At 61.4% G+C, this 19436-nt stretch carries 12 protein-coding genes and 2 pseudogenes; 5 read left to right on the forward strand and 9 right to left on the reverse strand.

Annotated elements, in window-relative coordinates:
* Positions 1–136: 136 nt before the first annotated feature.
* Together M0D69_RS21840 and M0D69_RS21845 are read right to left on the reverse strand one after the other, a co-directional pair.
* The gene (locus tag M0D69_RS21840) at positions 137–1150 is read right to left on the reverse strand and encodes a hypothetical protein (RefSeq protein WP_301783990.1); all 1014 of its coding nucleotides are present in this window, start codon (positions 1148–1150) and stop codon (positions 137–139) included.
* Positions 1151–1292: 142 nt separating this feature from the next.
* Positions 1293–1517: an HlyU family transcriptional regulator gene (locus tag M0D69_RS21845; RefSeq protein WP_301783991.1), complete on the reverse strand. Its 225-nt coding sequence runs from the start codon at positions 1515–1517 to the stop codon at positions 1293–1295.
* Positions 1518–2916: 1399 nt separating this feature from the next.
* Between M0D69_RS21845 and M0D69_RS21850 the strand changes: the two genes are divergently transcribed.
* On the forward strand, positions 2917–3204 hold the full coding sequence (locus M0D69_RS21850) for a hypothetical protein (RefSeq protein ID WP_301783992.1): 288 nt from the start codon (positions 2917–2919) through the stop codon (positions 3202–3204).
* Between the two features lie 789 nt (positions 3205–3993).
* On the opposite strand, the gene M0D69_RS21855 is transcribed toward M0D69_RS21850, so the two are convergent.
* From M0D69_RS21855 to M0D69_RS21870, 4 genes and pseudogenes are all read right to left on the reverse strand, one after another.
* Positions 3994–6765 carry an Hsp70 family protein gene (locus M0D69_RS21855; RefSeq protein WP_301783993.1) on the reverse strand — a complete coding sequence of 924 codons (2772 nt, stop codon included), beginning with the start codon at positions 6763–6765 and terminating at the stop codon, positions 3994–3996.
* Between the two features lie 5 nt (positions 6766–6770).
* Positions 6771–8618, reverse strand: coding sequence for an Hsp70 family protein (locus M0D69_RS21860; protein ID WP_301783994.1), 1848 nt, complete (start codon positions 8616–8618; stop codon positions 6771–6773).
* Complete coding sequence (locus M0D69_RS21865) at positions 8615–9175, reverse strand: DUF2760 domain-containing protein (RefSeq protein WP_301783995.1); 561 nt, start codon at positions 9173–9175, stop codon at positions 8615–8617. Before M0D69_RS21865 ends, M0D69_RS21860 begins: the two co-directional genes overlap by 4 nt.
* A 556-nt stretch (positions 9176–9731) precedes the next feature.
* Positions 9732–10407, reverse strand: a pseudogene (locus tag M0D69_RS21870) (IS6 family transposase).
* 862 nt (positions 10408–11269) lie between these two features.
* On the opposite strand from M0D69_RS21870, the gene M0D69_RS21875 reads away from it, so the two are divergent.
* Complete coding sequence (locus M0D69_RS21875; protein WP_301784050.1) at positions 11270–12382, forward strand: porin; 1113 nt, start codon at positions 11270–11272, stop codon at positions 12380–12382.
* A 364-nt stretch (positions 12383–12746) separates the two neighbouring features.
* Here the strand turns inward: M0D69_RS21875 and M0D69_RS21880 are convergent, their stop codons facing one another.
* The 3 genes and pseudogenes from M0D69_RS21880 to M0D69_RS21890 form a co-directional block, all read right to left on the reverse strand.
* Entirely contained in the window at positions 12747–14063 is a 1317-nt protein-coding gene (locus M0D69_RS21880; protein WP_301783996.1) for an MFS transporter, read from the reverse strand.
* A 109-nt stretch (positions 14064–14172) separates the two neighbouring features.
* Positions 14173–14616, reverse strand: a pseudogene (gene tcuB, locus M0D69_RS21885) (tricarballylate utilization protein TcuB); the annotation flags it as partial.
* 166 nt (positions 14617–14782) lie between these two features.
* Positions 14783–14935 carry a hypothetical protein gene (locus M0D69_RS21890; protein ID WP_301783997.1) on the reverse strand — a complete coding sequence of 51 codons (153 nt, stop codon included), beginning with the start codon at positions 14933–14935 and terminating at the stop codon, positions 14783–14785.
* A gap of 61 nt (positions 14936–14996) precedes the next feature.
* On the opposite strand from M0D69_RS21890, the gene M0D69_RS21895 reads away from it, so the two are divergent.
* The 3 genes from M0D69_RS21895 to M0D69_RS21905 are packed head-to-tail and all read left to right on the forward strand — an operon-like array spanning position 14997 to position 19391.
* A complete protein-coding gene (locus M0D69_RS21895; protein ID WP_301783998.1) occupies positions 14997–15350 on the forward strand; it encodes a 2-hydroxycarboxylate transporter family protein in 354 nt (117 codons plus the stop codon).
* Positions 15351–15377: 27 nt separating this feature from the next.
* Entirely contained in the window at positions 15378–16664 is a 1287-nt protein-coding gene (locus M0D69_RS21900) for an ATP citrate lyase citrate-binding domain-containing protein (RefSeq protein ID WP_301783999.1), read from the forward strand.
* A gap of 27 nt (positions 16665–16691) precedes the next feature.
* Positions 16692–19391: a CoA-binding protein gene (locus M0D69_RS21905; RefSeq protein ID WP_301784000.1), complete on the forward strand. Its 2700-nt coding sequence runs from the start codon at positions 16692–16694 to the stop codon at positions 19389–19391.
* Positions 19392–19436: the final 45 nt, after the last annotated feature.

Below are 19436 nucleotides of genomic sequence, written 5' to 3' on the forward strand. Positions count from 1 at the left end.
GTTGCCTTTTTTGCGGGCGCGCAGCGGTGCGAAAGACGAAGACACAGAAGCTCCAGCCCCAGGAATGGCGCACTCTCCAGTTAGAACACAGGCCATCTTGCCTTAGCCCGAACTTTGACTCGATCACAGTAACTGCTCAATAACCCGGGGCAATCCCGCCCTGGCGAAACGCGTGAGCCGACGTAGCGAGCAATTTTCCATGCGCGTCGCAGGATAGCGCGCCCTTGCGCAACAGGTCACCCGCGATGCGTCGCACCGCCTCGCGCACCAGTCGCGCGAGTGCGTCAGCCGAATACGGCGCCTCGCTGTTTCCGTCCGTGCCGCCGCCATGCTTGGCCAGCGACGCCTCGGTGCCGTTGATCACGACCTGCGCGATCAGGGGTGCCGCGACCGACAGCGCCTCGCAATCTTTTTCCCGATCGGCCCAGTGCGCGCGCAACGCGGCGACCGTCGCCCCGCTCACCGGAACCGTGCGCTGCTTGCGGCGCTTGCCGACGACGGTCAGTGCCCACACCGTCACGGGTTGCCCTGGCGATGCGCCGCTTGCTGCGTCACTCGGTGCGGCTTTTGACGACGACTTCGCAGAAACCGTAGTGGACGTTTTCCCGGGACCACCCGACGTCACGACCGCGACGCTCAGGTTTTCGCACCGGGCATTGGCCGCTTCGTCGCGCCGCAAACCCGAGTCGCCCATCAATAGAATCGCCGCCCGCGCGGTGCGCCACTGGCGCGCTTCCTCGTCGGTCGGCGTCAGCCCGCTCAGGTCTTCGCCTTCACACCGGGCGGCCAGTTCTGCGCGCACCTGCGTCCAGAGATCGGCGGACAGCGCCCGCTCGACCTGCACGTCGACCTCCCGCGACGTGGTCGCAGGATCCGTCACCGCGCTCCACGGGTTGCCGGCGAGATAGCGCACCGTGGTGAGCCACGCGAACGCCGCCCGAATCGCGCGCACCGCATGCGCCTGGCTGTCAGCAGATAAGCCCTCCAGTGTAAACGGGCGCCAGCGCCCGCTCAAACGTGGCCGTTTGGGGCCGACGAACGTGGGTATCGGACTTTTCAGAAAATCCTTGTACGCCTCGCAGTCTTCCACCGTCATCGACGAGAGCGCCACGCCCCGCACGATCACGAGCCACAACACCAGGCGTTCCAATTCGCGGGTATGCTCGCCGCTGTTTTAGCTTCCCCTTTTGACGACAAACCATCGATTTCTGCCAAACCACATCCGAATACCTATTCACAGAGGAAACCCCGTTACATTCACAGTCGAAACGACTGGATTCTCAACATACGTATTAGCCGTAATTCTCATCGATCCAGCGTTTCGCCCATGCGGTCGCTCGGTCGGCTGCGCTCGCTGCGGTGGCGCATTCGCCCAGGTCGGAGAATACAAACGACGCACCGTTCAGTTCGCCCGTGCTCGGGCCGCGCTCGACCTCGGCCGAGGCGGTCCAGTTTTGCCCATTAGAGTTTGGTGTGGCGCGGATCGTCCATTCGCGATAGTCAGTGTGCTTGATCACGTTAGTTCGCCGTCGGTTTCAAAAGGTGAGAAAACAGCGTAGAGAACGCCACCCCAGCTTACGCGTATCCGCGTTCATCCGATCGAGTTCGGCGCAGCGTGGTGCGCCTACTTCGTCTGCTTGTGTCCAATCTATAAAGGTAATTTAGCATTTTTTGGCGGCGATCCTCGTTGCTTTGGCCTCCACGCGCTACCCTAAGCAATTAGCAACACGGTCACTCGTACCGCTCGGTCGAGATTCCGATCGCCCCGCTTGCAAGCCCTCCGGATGAGGGGTGACGCCCGGTTTTTAGTACGGCTGTGTTAGTGAAGCAGTACATCGCTCTTTGTGCTTAGCCAGTTCTCTGCGAACACCGTGGTCGGCACTGGATCGCCGAACCAGTAGGGGTGCGTCGAATCGCAGCCCAGTTCATGCACTGCCGTAGTTGGCTCTCCGTCCTGACACCTTCGGCCAGCGACTGCCCGCCAAGCGCACGGGCCATCCCGATGACTGAGCGCGACCGTCGTACGCTGGCGCGCGTCGACAAGCATTCCCTGCACAAATGAGATATCAATCTTGAGCCTGGCAACCGAAAGCCACTGCAGACGCGTCGGTGACGAATAGCCGGTTCCACATTCGTTCAGCGCAAACGAAAATCCGGTACTCTCGCGCGACGAAAAGACAGAATGGAACGAGTACCCGCAGTGCTCGAGTCGAGTCTCTATGACCATGACGTCCTCCCACGCAAAAACACAAAGGACGTGCCTGCAAAGCAACATAAATACAATTTCTAAATTTTAGTTAGTTTTATTTATTAAAAAATGAAGCCAATCGGCTGGCGTAAGCTAACCCGACAAGAGGCCGATTCAGTCGCCGACGGCGGCTTCATGTGGACGCCGAAAACGTAAGTCGGATCGTCACCGTAAAAAGAGCCGAAAAACCGTGCCCGCTGATAAAATTCGGCGTGACAGCGATTTTCTCCGGAGCCTTGCCCGTCATGGGCTATCGCGTCAGCTACGAACCTGCACGTGCTTACATCCCGGAAAGGATCGAAGGTGCGGCTCGGCGCGGTGATGGAAATTAGCGACTCCAATATGGCCAATCGTTTCTACGGACTGAATCGTATGAACGATGCTGAAGCAAACCGGTTCGCCGAACGCCTTGGTTTGCCGACTGGCTGGTTGGACGTTCCGCGTTCAGTAACGGACATCCCTGAGTCGGTGTCGGATTTGCTTGTTCCCCCGTCGCGTCGCCATGCGTCCGCTCAGCAAGAACTGCCACCCGCGATTGAGCTAAAAGCGACAGCGGCGAAGACGCCTGCGGGTACGAAGGCGAAAAATGCGGGTGCTCGACACGCCCCCCCTTCTATGCGAATCACACGAGCGTTCCAACGAACGTCGCCGCTGAGACGAATGCGGTCATGGGGCAACAAGATCAAGCACTCTCGTCCGCCGCCAATCCGGCGAGTCGGCAACCCGCTGATAACGATGTCTCGTTCTCCGCCGCCCGCCAGCAGTTTGCGCCAGCCTCCGTAACGCCGGTCATCACGGAGCCGCGCCGTCTCACTTCGGCAACCAGCCTGGACGATCTGCACGGGATTGAACCGATAGCGGAGGCGCTGATAAAGACACTCGCGGGCAAAGCACGCACTGGTCGCTTAGACGAAATGAAAGCCCTGGAGCTCTTACAACAAGCCGTGTTGCTCTGATCTGATTTGGCATGGCAGTCGACATCACCGGTCGGACGTTTGGCAGGCTCACTGCGATAGCCCGCGAGGACGGTTCTCTCTGGCGATTCAAGTGCGCGTGTGGCACCGAAAAAGTTCTCGATTCGCGGAGCGTGAAGTTCCGAAAGACCCTATCGTGCGGCTGCTTGCGTCAGATTGAAATTGCGCCCGGCCATCGCTTTGGCCAGCTCACTGCGTCCCATTACGTGAATCACGGCAAGAACGGCGCGCGCTGGTTTTTTCAGTGCGACTGCGGGTCCGGGAAGATCATTGTGTCTAGCTACGTAAGAAGCGGCCTCCGCACGTCATGTGGATGCCGGGGACTCGGCGCGACCGCCCACACCACCGAACCAAGCGCGGTCGTTTGGCCGTTCCCGAAATGGCCGAAAGCGCGCGGCGGCTGAACAGCCTCAAAGAGCCACACTTCCGTGCAGCCGCATCTATGACAGTTGAATCGAGCGGTTTCCTCTTATAAAGCACCTCGTTGAAACGGCGTGCATGGCGCGCAAGAAGTCTAGTACTTCGCCGGCGGGAAGCCAATCATCAAAGCTTGCCTGAGCGGTTGGACTTCGGCGCCAAATCCGTCATTCGCGAAGCAGTGTTTCTGTGTTGGCGCGGACGTCCGCTACGACCAGTTACTGCGCGAGCTTCCCGGGAACAGAAGATGGAGCCGCTTATCGCACTACGGAATCTATGTTCGCCGGCCGACGTCGGCGCTCAAACGCAACATTCGGCCCTTAACAAAACGCGGCCCATGCCTCGCAAGACGAGTCATCCGACGATCAATTTTAATCCGGCAGGCAGTGACTCTCCGAACACGAGCCCCGTGTCTGCGTTATCGAGCGCGACGACCTCACGAACCATTTCCATCCACGCTGGCGGTGCGTTCGCGGCTTCGAGTCGTCGCGCGACGGTTTCGCGGACCGGCAGCGGCAGATCCCTTGAACGGTCGCCTGTCATACGCGAGATTTGCACGGCGGCAAACACGGCCGGCTCAACCTTTCTCCAGTCTAGCGCGAAGATTGCGTCCAGCCATCGGGTCGCCACGTCCGCTGGCACGACACCATGCGCGCTACCATAGAACGGCCGACGCGCACCGATGCGTCCAACCGCCCACCAGCTCTGGTGATTTTCTGAGGACCGCTGAAGCCGGGCGAGAAGCTGTTCCGCAATTTCGATCTTGCGATCGACGGGGATGCGTTCAAGCGACGCGTAAAGGCGAAGCATATCCGCGTAACCCACCTTCGTGGGATCGAAGGGCAACTTTTGCCGCTTCGCGCCCGCAGCAGCCTGAAGCCAGGCCATTGCATCGAGCACCTGAAGCTGCGCATCCTCATGCAGGCCGGCCGCCGAGCGACGCCACAGCGTCCACCATTCCGACCACACCTGCCCTTCGTTGACATACTGAATGCCGTCGTCGAACAGCGACCAAAGCTGTTCGATGCGCCATTCGTCGAGCGGATAGCCAAATCCCGGCCGCACACAATAGCCGGCCAGATTCAACCAAAGGCGTTCATGATCCGCGGAACGCCGCCGCCGGCCCGCCCGTTCCCAGAGCGCCCCGAACAGTTCGCGGAGCAATGCGCCATCCCAACTCTGACGCGGCCCCAGTAGCTGTTCAAGTCCTGCACGCAAGCGCTTCACTTCCTTGGGATTGACATTCGCCGAGCGGGCGCCGAACGTGCGGTCGATGAGTTCGATGGCTTTGTCGAGCGACGGATGACGTATAGCCGCGGAGACATTGTGTTCGGCATCGTCACGTCGTAACTGGAACTCGAGCAGCCATCGCTGCGAAGCGTCGTCGGTTGCGGTGCAGTGCATCTCCAGCCTGCCGAGTTCCGTCAGCGACGTCGTAAGTTTGACCAGTCGTTCGCGAGGGCCCCTCGTGTCCTGCTGATGCACCACAGTCGCGACCGGCGGCAAGCGGACGAAGTCGCGCGTCGTGAGGTCGGCAAGCTCGCCTGGCTGCCAGGCCGTGTCGGCGACCGTAGAGATCAGGTGGAAACGCACCGGATGCCCGAGTCGCAGCGCAAACACGCGATCCTCGAGGTGCACCTCGTGGCCTTCTTCGGTTCCGCGTGGCAACAGACACACGCCTCGCGACGCCTGCGCATCCTCGTCGAGGACGAGGAAGTAGCTGCGTGGCGAGCCGCCGCCGATGCGCGGCGCGTGTCCCGCGCGGGCCAGGCCGTAAGCGACTGCGCCACGCGCGACAGTGACATCGGGATGGTCGTTTTGCAACACATGCAGAGGCTTCTGGCGCCATGCGCCGAGCGAACTCGCCAGACGCTCGGAGAGCGCTTTGGCACGGAAGACGCCGCCGTTGAGCAGCAAGGTATCGGGCATCGGCAACAATGATGGCGCACTATCCGACGTATCCAATGCGTCGCGCGACTGCGCATTGAGCCTGCTCAGAAACGCCGCGATGTGCCGCGTGATTGCCGGGTCGGCCGCGTAGGGCAAGCCGAACTCGACGATTCCCGCCCGCGACCGGCGAGGCAGTTCGTCCGAGCCGCCCGTTGGAAAGAACCCATCGACGATGATCTGCTCGACCTCTTCCCGGCTCAACTCCATCGTGCGTGCGCCGCCGACAAGCCGGGCTCCCGCACTGAGCAGCGTGATCGCGACGGAATCGGGCGCCTGCGCGCCGAGCAGTTCTTCCTTCGCGGCGCGGCACCGTTCGACGAGCTGAGACAGGCTGGCCGCCGACAGGCGCGTTTGCTCTTTGGCAAAACGCGCCTCGACCAGATGCGCCAGCGCGAGGTCCATGTTGTCGCCGCCGAGCATCAGATGGTTGCCGACGCCGATGCGGGTCAGTTGCGGCTCGCCGTCCTCGAAATGCACCTTGATGAGCGTGAGGTCCGTCGTGCCGCCGCCCACATCGCAGACCAGCACGAGCCGCGTCTGGGCGAGTTCGGTGCCAAGCGTCGCGCGATGATGAAACAGCCAGTCGTAGAAAGCGGCCTGAGGCTCTTCTAGCAGGCGCAGGGCGGGCAGCTTCGCGATGTGCGCGGCTTCCAGCGTCAGCGCACGCGCGCCGTCATCGAACGATGCGGGCACGGTGAGCACCACGTCCTGATCTTCGAGCCGCGCGTGCGGAAACCGCTGGTTCCACGAAGCGCGTACGTGAGCCAGATAGCTGGCGCTTGCGGTCACTGGCGAGACCTTGCTGACCTCATCGTCCGCGCCCCACGGCAGAATCGGCGCGAGACGGTCGACCGACACATGCGACAGCCAGCTTTTCGCGCTGGTCACGAGCCGGCCCGGCACCTGTGCGCCCAGCGTGCGAGCGAGCCGTCCAATCACGGCTGGTTGCATCTCGCGGTCATCGGCGCCGCTCCACGGTAATTGCAGATCGCCTGGTGCCAGCTCGCCCGGCGCCGGGTGATAGCGCACGGACGGCAACAGGTCTTGCGCACCGACCTCGCCGAGGCCCACGAGCTGATCGATATCGAAGACGCGGATCTCGTTAGCATCCGCCCTGACGTACGCAACGACCGTATTGCTCGTGCCGAGATCGATGCCGACGATGTATTGTTTCATCGGACTCAGGCGTTCGCGCTGCTGCGCACATCGAATTCGATTTTCCAGCGCTCGCTTGTGCCGTGCGGCACGGCTTCGAGTTCCAGTGTGCCGGCTTCAGTGATCCGTGCATGCAGCTTCACCGTCACGACTTCGCCGGGCGTGCGTCCTTCGGGCTGCAGCGTGGCCTGAATTTCCTCCAGTTCTTGCAACTCGTCGGGCGACCAGTAGTCGAGCATCGTGCCGACCTGATCTTGCCGACGCACCGACGAACCAAAGAAACGGAAGTGCACGGGTTCGCCGACCACGAGACCGAATTCCTGAGTCGGCAACGCCGCGTCCGTTCCTTCTTCCATCCCGAAGGGCGCGAGGCACAACGCCTGGACAGGCGGCTCCACGCCGGGCACGGCGGGCATGGCCGACTCGACCGCAATATAGTAAGCGCGTGCCGTGCCGCCACGAATGCGCACGCCCTTGCCACGTTTAACGTAGCCGTAGTACGCCGCGCCGCGTGCGACCGCGAGGTCGAGATCGGCGCCACCCAACAGGCGCGCAGGCGCTGCACCCTCAGTTGTGAGCCAGCCGTTGAGGGTCTCGAGAATTCGCTCGACGAGAAGTGTTGACTTGAACACGCCGCCGTTGAACAGGACCGCTGTCGGATGCAGGAAGCTCGCGTTCTCGGCTGGCACGTGCTGCAATCCGTCGAGCTCGGCGAGCGCTGCGACCTGTCGGCCAAGAAAGGCGGCAAGGTGCCGCGTGATGCCCGCATCCTGCGCATACGGCAGGCCGAGCTGTGTCAGGCCGCCACGCGCTCGGTTCATCGGCCGGGCGGACGCAACGACTTGCGGAAAGAAGCCATCGAGAGTCGTCTGCATGAGTTCGGCGCGGGTCAGTTCGGTGCGGATCGAGCCGCCAATCAGCTTCGATCCGCGGCTCGGTATGACCAGCGGCACCGTATCCGTACTGCGGTCGGTCAACAGTGTTTCCTTGGCTGCCCGGCACGCATAGGTGAGTGCGCGCAACTGCCACGGATCGGCCTGCGTTCCCTGCGCGGCCAGCTTGCGCGCGACCACGTGCGCGAGCGCCAGATCCATGTTGTCGCCGCCCAGCAGGATGTGTTCGCCGACCGCGACACGATGCAATTCGAGATTGCCTTCATGTTCGATGACCGCGATCAACGACAGGTCCGTCGTCCCACCGCCCACGTCCACAACCAGAATGACGTCGCCGACCTTCACCTGCTTGCGCCAGGCGCCGTCGCTTTTCTGGATCCAGCTATAGAGCGCCGCTTGCGGTTCTTCCAGCAGCGTCATGCGGGCGTAGCCAGCCGCTTGTGCAGCCTCGGCCGTCAGTTCTCTCGCGGCCGGATCGAAAGAAGCAGGAATGGTGACCGTGACCTCCTGCTCGCTGAACGGTGCATCGGGATGTGCGTGGTCCCATGTTTCACGCAAATGCGTGAGATAGCGAACCGAGCTTTCAAGCGGCGAGATGCGCGTCACTTCAGGTGGCGCGTCGCTCGGCAGAATCGCCGCGCGACGGTCCACACCGGGATGACAGAGCCAGCTCTTGGCGCTCGACACCAGACGAATCGGCGTCCCCGCGCCTCGGCTGCGCGCCATTTCACCGACCGCGAAGTCGCGCTCTATGGTCCACGGCAAAGCCAGGTCACCCGGTGTCAGCTCGCTCGGATGGGGCAGGTAGAGAAACGAGGGCAGCAGATCGAGCGCTTCGATGACCCCCGCGGCGGTGAGCTGCGTGATCGGCAGGACGCCGTGACTGGTTTTCTCGCCGTCACTGGCGAAGAGGTCGACGTACGAGAGGGCGCAGTGGGTTGTGCCCAGATCGATGCCGATCGAATAGCGCGGCTCAGTCATAGTTCCACCTCAGCCTGTGCGATCACCGTCGCGTCATGCGTCTTTGTCAACATCGGGAGCCTGACCTCCTCGACTCTCCAGCCGCGGTGACTGATGTTGCCGTTGAACGGCGGCTTGCCGACCACGTTGCCCGTCAGCCGAATCGCGGTTGCGTCGAAGCCGTCGGCGAGCGTGACGCGACTGCCTTCGGCCTCGTCACGTACTGGGCGAATCGTGAAATGTTCGCGCAGCGTCGCGCGGCAACCGTCGTGCACGAGCCTCGCGGCGGCGCCGATGTCCGCATCGGAATAGCCCGCGATGTCCTCTTCGACGAAGTCGACGAAGCGTGCGCCACGCTGGAGAAGTCCCAGAAGCTGAAGCGCTGCCTCCGGGCTTGCCTCCTTGATCGTGGGTGCCGTCGTTGCCGCGGGTTGGGCCGCCGTGAACGGCGCCGCCACTACTGCCCCGTCGCGTAGCCGACGCACTTGGGCGGCGAACTCGCGGTCGCCCAGGACAGCGAAAAAGGTGCCGACGGCAAGGGAAAGTCTGCCGAGGAAGGACATGTTCGATTTGATCATACAAAAATGCTCCTGTGGGTTCGCCTGAACGACGAGCTATCCTGCCGGACGCGGGACGAGGCTTGTTGAGAGCCTTGGAGGTCGGGTGCCGGCAATCAAGCTCCCCGCAGCAAGCTGCGGGGTATGAACTGCACTTTCCCAAGCTGCCGGTTTTCAACCGGCCTACGCCGCGAGCGGCGGGGAATTCGACACGAAGAGATTCAATATGTAAGCCCAGCGGGGGCCAAAACCCGTATTTTGCCTTGATGTGGCCAAGAGCCGTTCAATACGCGAATGTCGCAGCTTATTGCCGCCATTGCGATACCGCGTGCGCGAGTGCGTGGGCTGTGCCTGAGCGCATCGACATACCGCTCTCACCATCGGCAAAGGATGGGGTTGTGTCGCAGTAAGACGGGAGGGACGAGCAAAGGCGTTCACACTAACGCATTGGGCTCGAAGTAATTCGGTAGACTGACCTTCCCTCAAAAACCGGACGGATTTTGGCTAAGTTCGGCGAATCGATGGCTTTTCAACTTGTTGCTGCAGAGGCAGCAATGAAGACAGAGACGTGAATGCCTTAGAACGCGTGAGACGGATGTTGGGCGAGCTCAGTGAATTCCCGCCAAGCGACGAACCGGGCAGCGAGCTGTTTGCGGTAACGTGAAGCCCGCAGCAGATGCCGCTTGAGCGCGAAATGTTGCCAGCCCGAAGCACGAGAGAAACTTCTGTGTGCCTCTCAGGTCGCGAAAGCCGCGCATGCGATGCTCGCGTTCGCGTGTAGGTTGATGGCTGTTCTCGGCCCAGTTATTGAGCCGGGCTGCAGCTTTGACGAACACGTGCTTCATGTTCACAAGCTCCGGTATCTCGGCCTTCGCCGCCGGGTAGCTGCGCAACTGATCGGTGACGATCCTGCGCGGGTTCGAGCGCAGCACACGCTTGAAGAAGCGTTTGGCGGCGGCTTTATCGCGCCGCTTTTGCACCAGGATGTCGAGTTCGGCGCCATGCTCGTCGACCGCACGCCACAACAGGTACGGTTCACCTCGCAGCGTGATGAACATCTCGTCGAGGTGCCACATGCTACCGGGCTTACGCCGAGCGGCTTTCACCCGATGAGCAAAGCCCTTACCGAACTTCTCGCACCAGCATCGGATTGTCTCGTACGTCACGATCACCCCGCGCTCGAACAGCAGTTCTTCAATGTCGCGCAAGCTGAGCTGAAAGCGAAAATACCAGCGCACGGCGCAACTGATGATCGTGGCTGGGAAACGGTGACCGTGATAGCGATTTCGATTTCTTCATCTTGCCATCTTACGTGACGAGCCCAACAACCTGACAATGTCCCGCTATCCGTCCGATTAATCGCGAAAACGCTTTCATCTGTTCAATGCCTTACTGGAGGCGCATCGGAATTTGATAGTGTCATTTGAACCCCCTGGTTTGCGGGCCTCAAACCCAAGTCGCATCAGCATTCATAGGTTGTTTTAAAAGTGATACAGAAATGTCCGTTCGATTTGACGTGACCCGGGCGAAGTTTGCTGCTCGCGTGGTCGGGAATCGGCGGAGGAGCGTTGGCGCAGCCTTCAGGGGGTTCATCCCGCGGTGGCAGAGCGGAGTCGTCAGCGCTTGATGGTGATCCGAAACCGTTGCGTGAATTGCGCGAAGTTCACCGTCTGCCGTCTTCTGTAAAGGACTGGGTAGTGATCCGTGACATGCCCACCTGCATCGCATCAACCGCTTGGCAGCGCACGTCACGATCTGGTTTGGCACGCGCACACCCGTCACCTCGCATCAGCACCAGGAGATCCTTAAATACCTCTTCACACATTAGCGCCCGCTGCTCGGGCGTTGGAATGCGTCGGGCGGCCGCGGCCGGTATCGTGCGATCAAGACATTGACCTCCGCAAAAACTCCTATAAATCGGCGACGTATATGAGTGAATGCACTTAGTTGTGCAAGTGGCACAAAAAGAAGCGAGAAGGATTGAAGTAGATAGGATTGCGATTGATCGTCAGATAGGCACGGCCATTGGGTATTCAGAATCCGGTTGCGAGAAGCGGAAAAGAGCTGGGGACTTCAATGAAGTAATCTGAGGAGACTACCTTTAAGCAAAAATATCTGACCTTGGCTGTGGCAGCGAGCGCATTCGCCGCAAGCAGCGCACACGCGCAATCGAGCGTTCAGCTTTATGGCCTGATTGATCTGAGCGCGCCGTCGTATCAAACACATGCCGACGCAAAAGGAGATCACGTCGTGGGCATGGGCATTGGCGGGGAGCCGTGGTTCAGTGGCAGCCGTTGGGGCCTCAAGGGCGTGGAGGACATTGGCAACGGATCGCGGATCATCTTCCGTCTGGAAAGTGAATACCGCATGAGCGACGGCCAGATGGAAGACCCGGGCCAGATCTTTGACCGCGACGCATGGGTTGGCTATGAAGACGATACGTTGGGTAAGTTCACGGAGGGCTTTCAAAATACAATCGCGCGCGATGCATCGACGATTTATGGCGATCCGTACGGCAGCGCTCGATTGACGACCGAGGAAGGCGGCTGGACCAACGCTAACAATTTCAAGCAGATGATTTTCTACGCGGCCAGTGCCACCGGCACCCGTTATACCAACGGCCTCGCGTGGAAGAAACTGTTCAGCAATGGCATCTTCGCCAGTGCGGGCTACGCGTTCGGGAACACAACGAGTTTCGGCTCCAACTCCAACTACCAGGCGGCGCTTGGGTACAACGGCGGCCCGTTCAACGTGTCGTCCTTTTATAGCCACGCGAATCGCGTGGGCTTCACCAACCAGTCGTTCTCAGTGGGGGGTAACTATACGTTCGGTATTCTGCGCACCAATGCGGGGTACTTCCGCTACTTGGGCAATCAGGGCTCGCTCGGCCAGCGTCAGGACAACGCGTGGACCGTGTCGCTCAAGCTGGCGCCGAAGGGTGCGTTTGACTACGAACTCGGCTATCAGCAGATGCGCGTGAAGAACGCCGCGTACAATAGCGACGGCGATATCCCCAACGCGAACATCGGTGCGTTTGACCCGACGTCGGGCCTTCACAACGGCTACAAGGAGACGCTGTACGGGTCGGCGTTCTATCACCTGTCGAAACGCACTGAAGTGTATTTGGCTGGCGACTACATGCGGCTTCATGGCGGATATACGGTCAGTACCACCTTCGGCGCCACCAACCAGGTCGAACTGACCACGGGCATCCGCACCCGCTTCTGATCGGGGATCTGCTCCTCCCGGCGGATCCATTCATCGATATGCTCCGGCTTGCGGCGGCGGATTTATCCGCCGCCGCCTGTTTTCTGGTGCGCCCAGGATGGGCGCACTCTTGTGGGTGTGAGTTCCACCGCGAGTTGATCACAGCGAGCGAAGCGAAGCGCAACTGAGTCAGCCTTGGGGGTGCGTCAGTGCCAGCGCATCTTTGGGCAAATGGGTTTCGACTGCGCAAACCCCAACCCCAGGTAGCCCAGTCCGACCCGCTCAAGGTCGCGGCTATCAAAAAAACTGCGCCGCCTGGCAAGGCGTCACCACTTCGCCCCCGGGCGCCAGGGATGACGTCTATCGCCTGAGCTACCGGCTACCGTCAAACCACTTTCGCCGAACGTTCCACCGCGCCACCGCGACGATACAGCATAAGCGTCGCAACCAGCCCGCACAACGCGGCGAAACTCATCCAGTATCCCGGTGCAGCCTTGTCATGCGTGACCTCAATGAGAAAAGTCGACACCGCAGGTGTAAATCCGCCGAAGAGCGCCGTCGCGAGGCTGTACGCCAGCGAAAACCCTGCCACGCGGACGCTCACTGGCATCACTTCGGTCAGCGCGACGACCATTGCCCCGTTGTAGATGCCAAAAAAGAACGAGAGCCACTGCAGGACGATCAGCATCCTGAGGAAGCTCGGCGCTGCCGCCAGCCACGAAAGCGCCGGATAGGTGGTGAAAATGGCAAGCACCGTGATGCCGATCAGAAGCGGCCGGCGTCCAATACGATCCGACAGCGCGCCGCCAATCGGCAGCCAGATGAAATTGGAAACGCCAACGCACAGCGTAACGACGAGACTGTCGGCGGTGCTGAGTTTCAGGACGGCCCTGCCGAATGTCGGCGTGTAGACGGTAATCAGATAAAACGTGGTGGTCGTCATCGCAACCAGCAGCATGCCGGCGAACACGATTTGCCAGTTCGCCATCATCGTCGCGAGGATTTCCTTTGCCTTCGGATGGTGCTGCCTCGCCTTGAACTCCTCGGTTTCCTGCAGCGAACGGCGCAACACGAACAGGAACGGTACGATCGCGCAGCCGATAAAGAACGGGATGCGCCAGCCCCACAGACCGATACTTGCCGCGGACATCCAGCTGTTGAGTCCATAGCCGAGCCCCGCTGCAACCACAATCGCAACCTGCTGGCTTGCCGACTGCCAGCTCGTATAAAAGCCCTTGTGGCCTGGCGTCGCCATTTCAGCCAGATAGACCGACACGCCGCCCAGTTCGGCGCCCGCCGAGAAGCCCTGCAGCAACCGGCCGATCAGCACCAGTGCCGGCGCCAGCATGCCGATCGTTGCGTAGCCGGGGACCGCAGCGATGAGTATCGTGCCGCTAGCCATGAGCGACAGCGTCACGATCAGGCCCTTGCGACGGCCGACTTCGTCGATGTAGGCGCCAAGCACGATGGCGCCTAACGGCCGCATCAGGAAGCCCGCGCCGAACACGGCGAACGTCAACATCAGCGAGGCGAACTCGCTGCTTGACGGAAAAAACACCTTCGAAATGTAGGTGGCGTAAAAGCCAAACAGAAAGAAGTCGAACTGTTCGAGGAAGTTACCGCTGGTGACGCGCAGAACGGCGCCGACCTTGGAGTGGGACGGTCTGGGTGCGTCTGCCACCATGCTGGTTGAAGGGTTCATGATTACTGTCTCCTTGCGTTTGTCTGTCTGGCTTGTGAGCCGGCAGGTCCGGAGCATTTGCCTTGCTGACCTGACGGCACCGCACTTTGAAAACGAACCGCTAACAGCGTCATTCCGATCCCACCTGTACACCGCTCTTCTGTCGCTTTTCGATTGCCGATTTCAGTAACGCCGCGCTGCGGTAGATGCCGTGCGCGAACTTCCGCAAGGAAGTGTTGCAAACAGCGCCATCACCACGCCCAGATGGGCTGCGAGTAGCCACGCCATCGCAGCCGTGTCGCGCCAGGCGAGGAACGCCACCCCGTCGCACTGATATCGACGCAAGCGGGCTGTGCGGGGAAATGGCATAGAATTTGCCGACTAGCCGGGTATTGAACAGCTGCCCTCCCAACATCAAGTCGAGCATCAGAAGCAACGCCAGCCCTCCCGCCAGTGCCAATGAAACAGTCAAGCCATTGCGTTTGTCGAGCGCACCCATGAACGGTGACCATGCATATTCAGCATACGTCTCAACACAAACTTTCGCCATTGCCGCCGCAACCTTCACCGCAAACTATCCGCGCTGCCCCCGCGGTGCTACGCTCTGAATGCTATGCGCCCGATGCTATTAAGTACAGATTTCAGCCAAGCTGCGGACAACCCGTTCAGCCGTCACGGCATGCATGAGGAGTGTCTTTGACAATCCAGAAAGTCGATAGCGAGCTGAATAAGCAGAATTATCAGTCGATCGCCAACCGCGTCTCCGACGAGTGCCTCCGTAAATTCACGAAGACGAAGTCAGCAGCTTGAGAATCGAGCAGTGCAAGTTGCCCATCCTCGACCGGTGCAACGATCGTCTTCAGCAAGATGCCGGCGAGCAGCACGCTGACCACGTACGTCCCTCAGGCACGGGTGACGATGGTAAGCAGATAAATATCCGCTCAGGAGACGTTGATGATGACAGCGGCTTCCACGCGTCTACCGCCGAACCAGGCGAAGAAGCAGGCCTTCTGGCACCACGGATGGTGGAAGCTGATGGAAATCCGCATCGCCATCATTCCGCTGCCGATCTATGTGATTGTCGGGGCTCTCATCGCGGGGCTCGTGTACATCGGTAAGCTTCCGAACGAGATATCGCTAGTGATAGTGATGTTCGCCTTCCTCGGTCTCACACTCGCGGAGATCGGCAAGCGCATCCTGACGGCGGCCAATCGCATGACGCTGATGCCGTTCGCCCAGATCGCGACCCGGATCGGCGGGGTGATCTCCGTGACGACCGTGCTGATTATCCTGCCGTGCTATGTCTAACCAGCGCTTCTCCACTGCGAGGTCACCATGCAAGTCACAGGTATGCTGCACGGAGCCAAAATGCTCCAGTTTGTCGACTTCCCGACCACTGAGGTGCTCGGGCCCGACGCCAGCGAAGAAGAGATCCGCGCGCTGATCGACAAGCACGGCCTGGTGTTCATCAAGCCAGTGTTCAAGGGCGGTGTCGGCAAGAAGGGCAAGGCCGGCCTGATCGGCAAGGCTACTGACTTGAAGACCGCGCTGAGGGAAAAGGAGCGTCTGTACTTCGTCGAGCACCGCGTCGGCCACACGGTGGCCAAGGCCAATGGCGTCACCTTCGAAGCCGGAGTGCCCGCCGAGCACGAAGTCTATTTCTCGATCACTGACTCGACGCATTTCCGCGCGCCAACGATGACGCTCACTCACCATGGCGGCATCGACATCGAGGAACTCGAAAGGAGCCAGGTGGCGCAGGTACCCTTCGATCCGCTCACGGGGCTGAAAGCCTTTGTCGTGGCCAATGCGCTGTCCGCGCTCGGGGCGCCCAAGCAGATCATTTCGCCGCTGGTGCAGCACCTGCCCAAGCTGTGGGAGCTGTACCACGACTACGGCATGACTACGCTGGAGTTGAATCCGATCCGCATGCGGGAGGACAAGAAAGGGCGCATGACACCCGTGGCCTGCGACTTCAAATGCGGCTTCGATCGCGACGACCCGCGCTGGCGCCGTCTGAAGCTGCCGGCGAGCCTGTTCGCGGTCGACTACTCCGACTTCGAGCAGGAGATCAATCAGCTGCGCACCTACCAGGGCCAGAGCGACGTCTACGTGATCAACGTCGCGGGCACCATCCTCGCACCGACCTTCGGCGGCGGCGCTAATTCGCTCGTCACGCAGATGCTCGGCGACGATGCCATCATCTCGTCGGACTTTGGCGGCAACCCGCCCTACGAGAAGATGAAGGAGGTGGCACGCATCTGCTTCAAACACTGGATCAAACAGAGCAATGTGCTGTTTATCATCGGCGGCAAATCGAACAACACTGACATCTTCGAGACCTTCCGCGCGATGGCCGATGCGCTACGTGAGCACTTCAGCCGGCATGGCGCGACGCCGCTTTACGTGGTCATTGGCCGCGGCGGACCGCATCTGGTGCGCGGGATGGGTGCGATGCGCGACACGCTCGATGCGCTAGGCCTGCCGTACCGGTTTTTCGGCTTCGACTCCGACATGAGCGAGGTCGTTCTGCATGCCAAAAAGGTCGATGCGTGGATGAAAGCGGGCGGCCGCGAGCAGGTGGCCGCCCGGCTGGGCATCGCGTCGAACCAGGCCGCCTGAGGGTTGCCCGCGCATAAGGAGCGTGTCATGTACAAGCAAGGCGTAGGCGATTTCAAGTATTTCGTCGGTATCAGTTCTCTCGCCCAGGTGGCCACGCGTGAAGACCGGGTCTGCGTGCTCAACATCCTGGGTGGCGAGTCGAGCGACGTGACACCGGTAGGCCATGTCTATTCGGGCGGCAACGTGGTGTTCGGCACCGCGCCGGGCAAGCGCGGCCAGGTGCTGGAGACGGCGTTGGGCAGCGTGCCCGTCTACAACAACGTGCTGGAAGGCATCAACGACGGCCATCGCTTCAACTGCGGCGTGATCTACCTGCCGCCCGCGGCGGCGCGTGACGGCGTGGCCGAACTGATCCGGGTGAACCCGGATCTGAAGAAGATCTTCATCGTCACCGAGAAGCTGGCCGTGCACGACTCGCGCGAGATCCGCGCGATGGGTCAGTCCAACGGCATCGACATCTTCGGCGGCAACAGCCTGGGCGTGGCTGATGCCTGGAACCAGGTTCGGATCGGCGGCGCACTGGGCGGCGACCATCCGGAGGAAGCATTGCGCCGCGGCTCGATCGCGATCTTCTCCAACTCGGGCAACTTCACGACCACGATCGCGACCTATCTGCGCATGGCCGGCTGGGGCACCACCACCTCGATTTCCTGCGGCAAGGATGTCTACATCCACTTCGCGGCACCCGAGTTCGCCTTTGCGCTGTCCAACGATGCGCGCAGCAAGGCTGCCGTGCTCTATGTCGAGCCCGGTGGCTACTACGAGCTCGACGCCAACTTCACCAAGCCGGTGGTGGCCTGCGTGGTCGGGCGCTGGAAGTCCAAGCTGACCCGCGCGGTCGGACATGCCGGCGCCATGGCCGGTGGTGCCGACGACGCCCTCAGCAAGGAAGGCTGGTTCATGGAGAAATTTGGCGTCGACGGCATCTTCACGCCCGAGCATCCCGTGTTTTCGGCCAAGGGCGCGCTGGTGACCAACATCGCCCACATCCCGGCTGCACTGACTGCGGTGATGGGCGAGAACGCCTGCCGGCTTGACTTCGCGTCCGAGGGCAATCTCGCGCTCAAGCCGTGGTTCGGTGCGAGCCACGGGCTGACGCTGCCGCCCGAGCTCGACTTGCCCGTCGTCGAGGCCGGCGCCCCGTATAACGAACAGGTCGCGGCGCTGAACCGGCAGATTGGTGCGGTGCCGCCGCGTCAGACGTTAAAGGACGCCTCGGGCGCCTCGCAGATGGATGCCAGGACGCAAGTCACCAGCCTGTACGGCGTGTCGATGCTCGAGGCCGCGCAGTACCCGCTGGAAGCCAACGTGAGCCTCGCGCTGTTGCACGAGCCCGGCGGCGAGAACGACCGGCGCCTGATCAACGTCGCCATCGGCGCCGGCCTGAACCTGCACGGCCACCCCGCACTGGCCGCGGCACAGGCCGCGCGCGAAGCTGGCAATGCGCCCAACACCGTGCTCGCCGCTGCCGCCAGCATCCTCGGCCCGCTCTGCCAGGGTGAGGCACGACAGGCCGCGCGGGTGCTGATCGACGCCTTCACGGCGGCCGGCTTGAGCGATGCGCTGGACGAAAGCTTCGATCCTAGCCGGATCAAGGTGGATGACCCTGGCCTGTTCGTCCGCGCTGATCCCGACGCCCGCGCGGACGCGATGCTCGCGGGCCTGCGCGCAAGAGGCGCCAAGTCAATCTTCGTGCGTTACCTTGAAGCACTACCCGGTCACCCCACCGAGGATGCCGTGCTTGCCGCGATCAGCACCACCCTGGCTTGGGGGCCACTGATGCGCAAGCGTGTCTCGCGGCTGACTGCCGAAAGCCTGCCGTGGTGGCTGCGTTTGTTCGGCGCGTTAATTGGCGCCTCGGTTAATGCGGATCAGCACCAACCCGACGGCTTCTGCGGTATTCCGATGACCGATGTCCTGCAGGAAAGGCCGATCAGCGAAGTGGCGTTCGTCGCGCTGCTTGGCTTCGCGCCGCAGCCGGCTGATCTGTTCTCGTTCCAGGTGCTGGTGGGGCTGCTGCTGTCCAACGGGCCGGGCACGATCTCGGCCCAGGGCGCCAAGGGCGCGGTCTCGGCCGACGGGCCCGAAGACCCCGAGCGTGTGCAGCTCAACAAGGGCCTGGTCGGCTTCCTTACCCACACCGGCTACACCCACGGCGGCAACGGCTACGAAGGTATCGCCTTTCTGATCGAGCAGTTCAAGGACACGGGCCTGGTCGATCCGGGCGACCCCAACCATGGTATCGATCTGAAGGCGCTGGCCTTGAAGTATGTCGAGGCGTATGCCCGCTACAAGTCGAACAAGAAGAACACCGGTAGCCTGGACATCCAGAAGATTCCCGGCATCAATCATCCCGTGTTCAAGGACAAGCCGGTCAATCACGATCCGCGCGAGGTTTTCATTCGCGAGTTACTGGCCGGGCGCCAGGAATACAACGTCTTCCATGACTTCTACGCCACGCTCGTCCAGTGCTTGTTCGACACAGGCGTGTCGCGCAATGTCTACTGCGTCAACATCGACGCAGTGATTGCCGCGCTGCTGCTGAAGATGCTATGGCAGCCCTACCGTAGGGGCGAATATACGGGGGCGGCCCTTGAGACGGCGGCGTTCACGATCTTCCTGTACCCACGCATGCTCGGCTGTGCCGCTGAGATTGACGACCACATGAACCGTGGCCGCAACATGGACACGCGCACGCCGGCGTCGCAGTGCCAGTTTGTCGCCTGATTGACCATGGCTGATAAATCGCGCATCGACCCGGCCCGATTGATC

This window comes from Caballeronia sp. SEWSISQ10-4 2 (assembly GCF_030464885.1).
Lineage (GTDB): Bacteria > Pseudomonadota > Gammaproteobacteria > Burkholderiales > Burkholderiaceae > Caballeronia.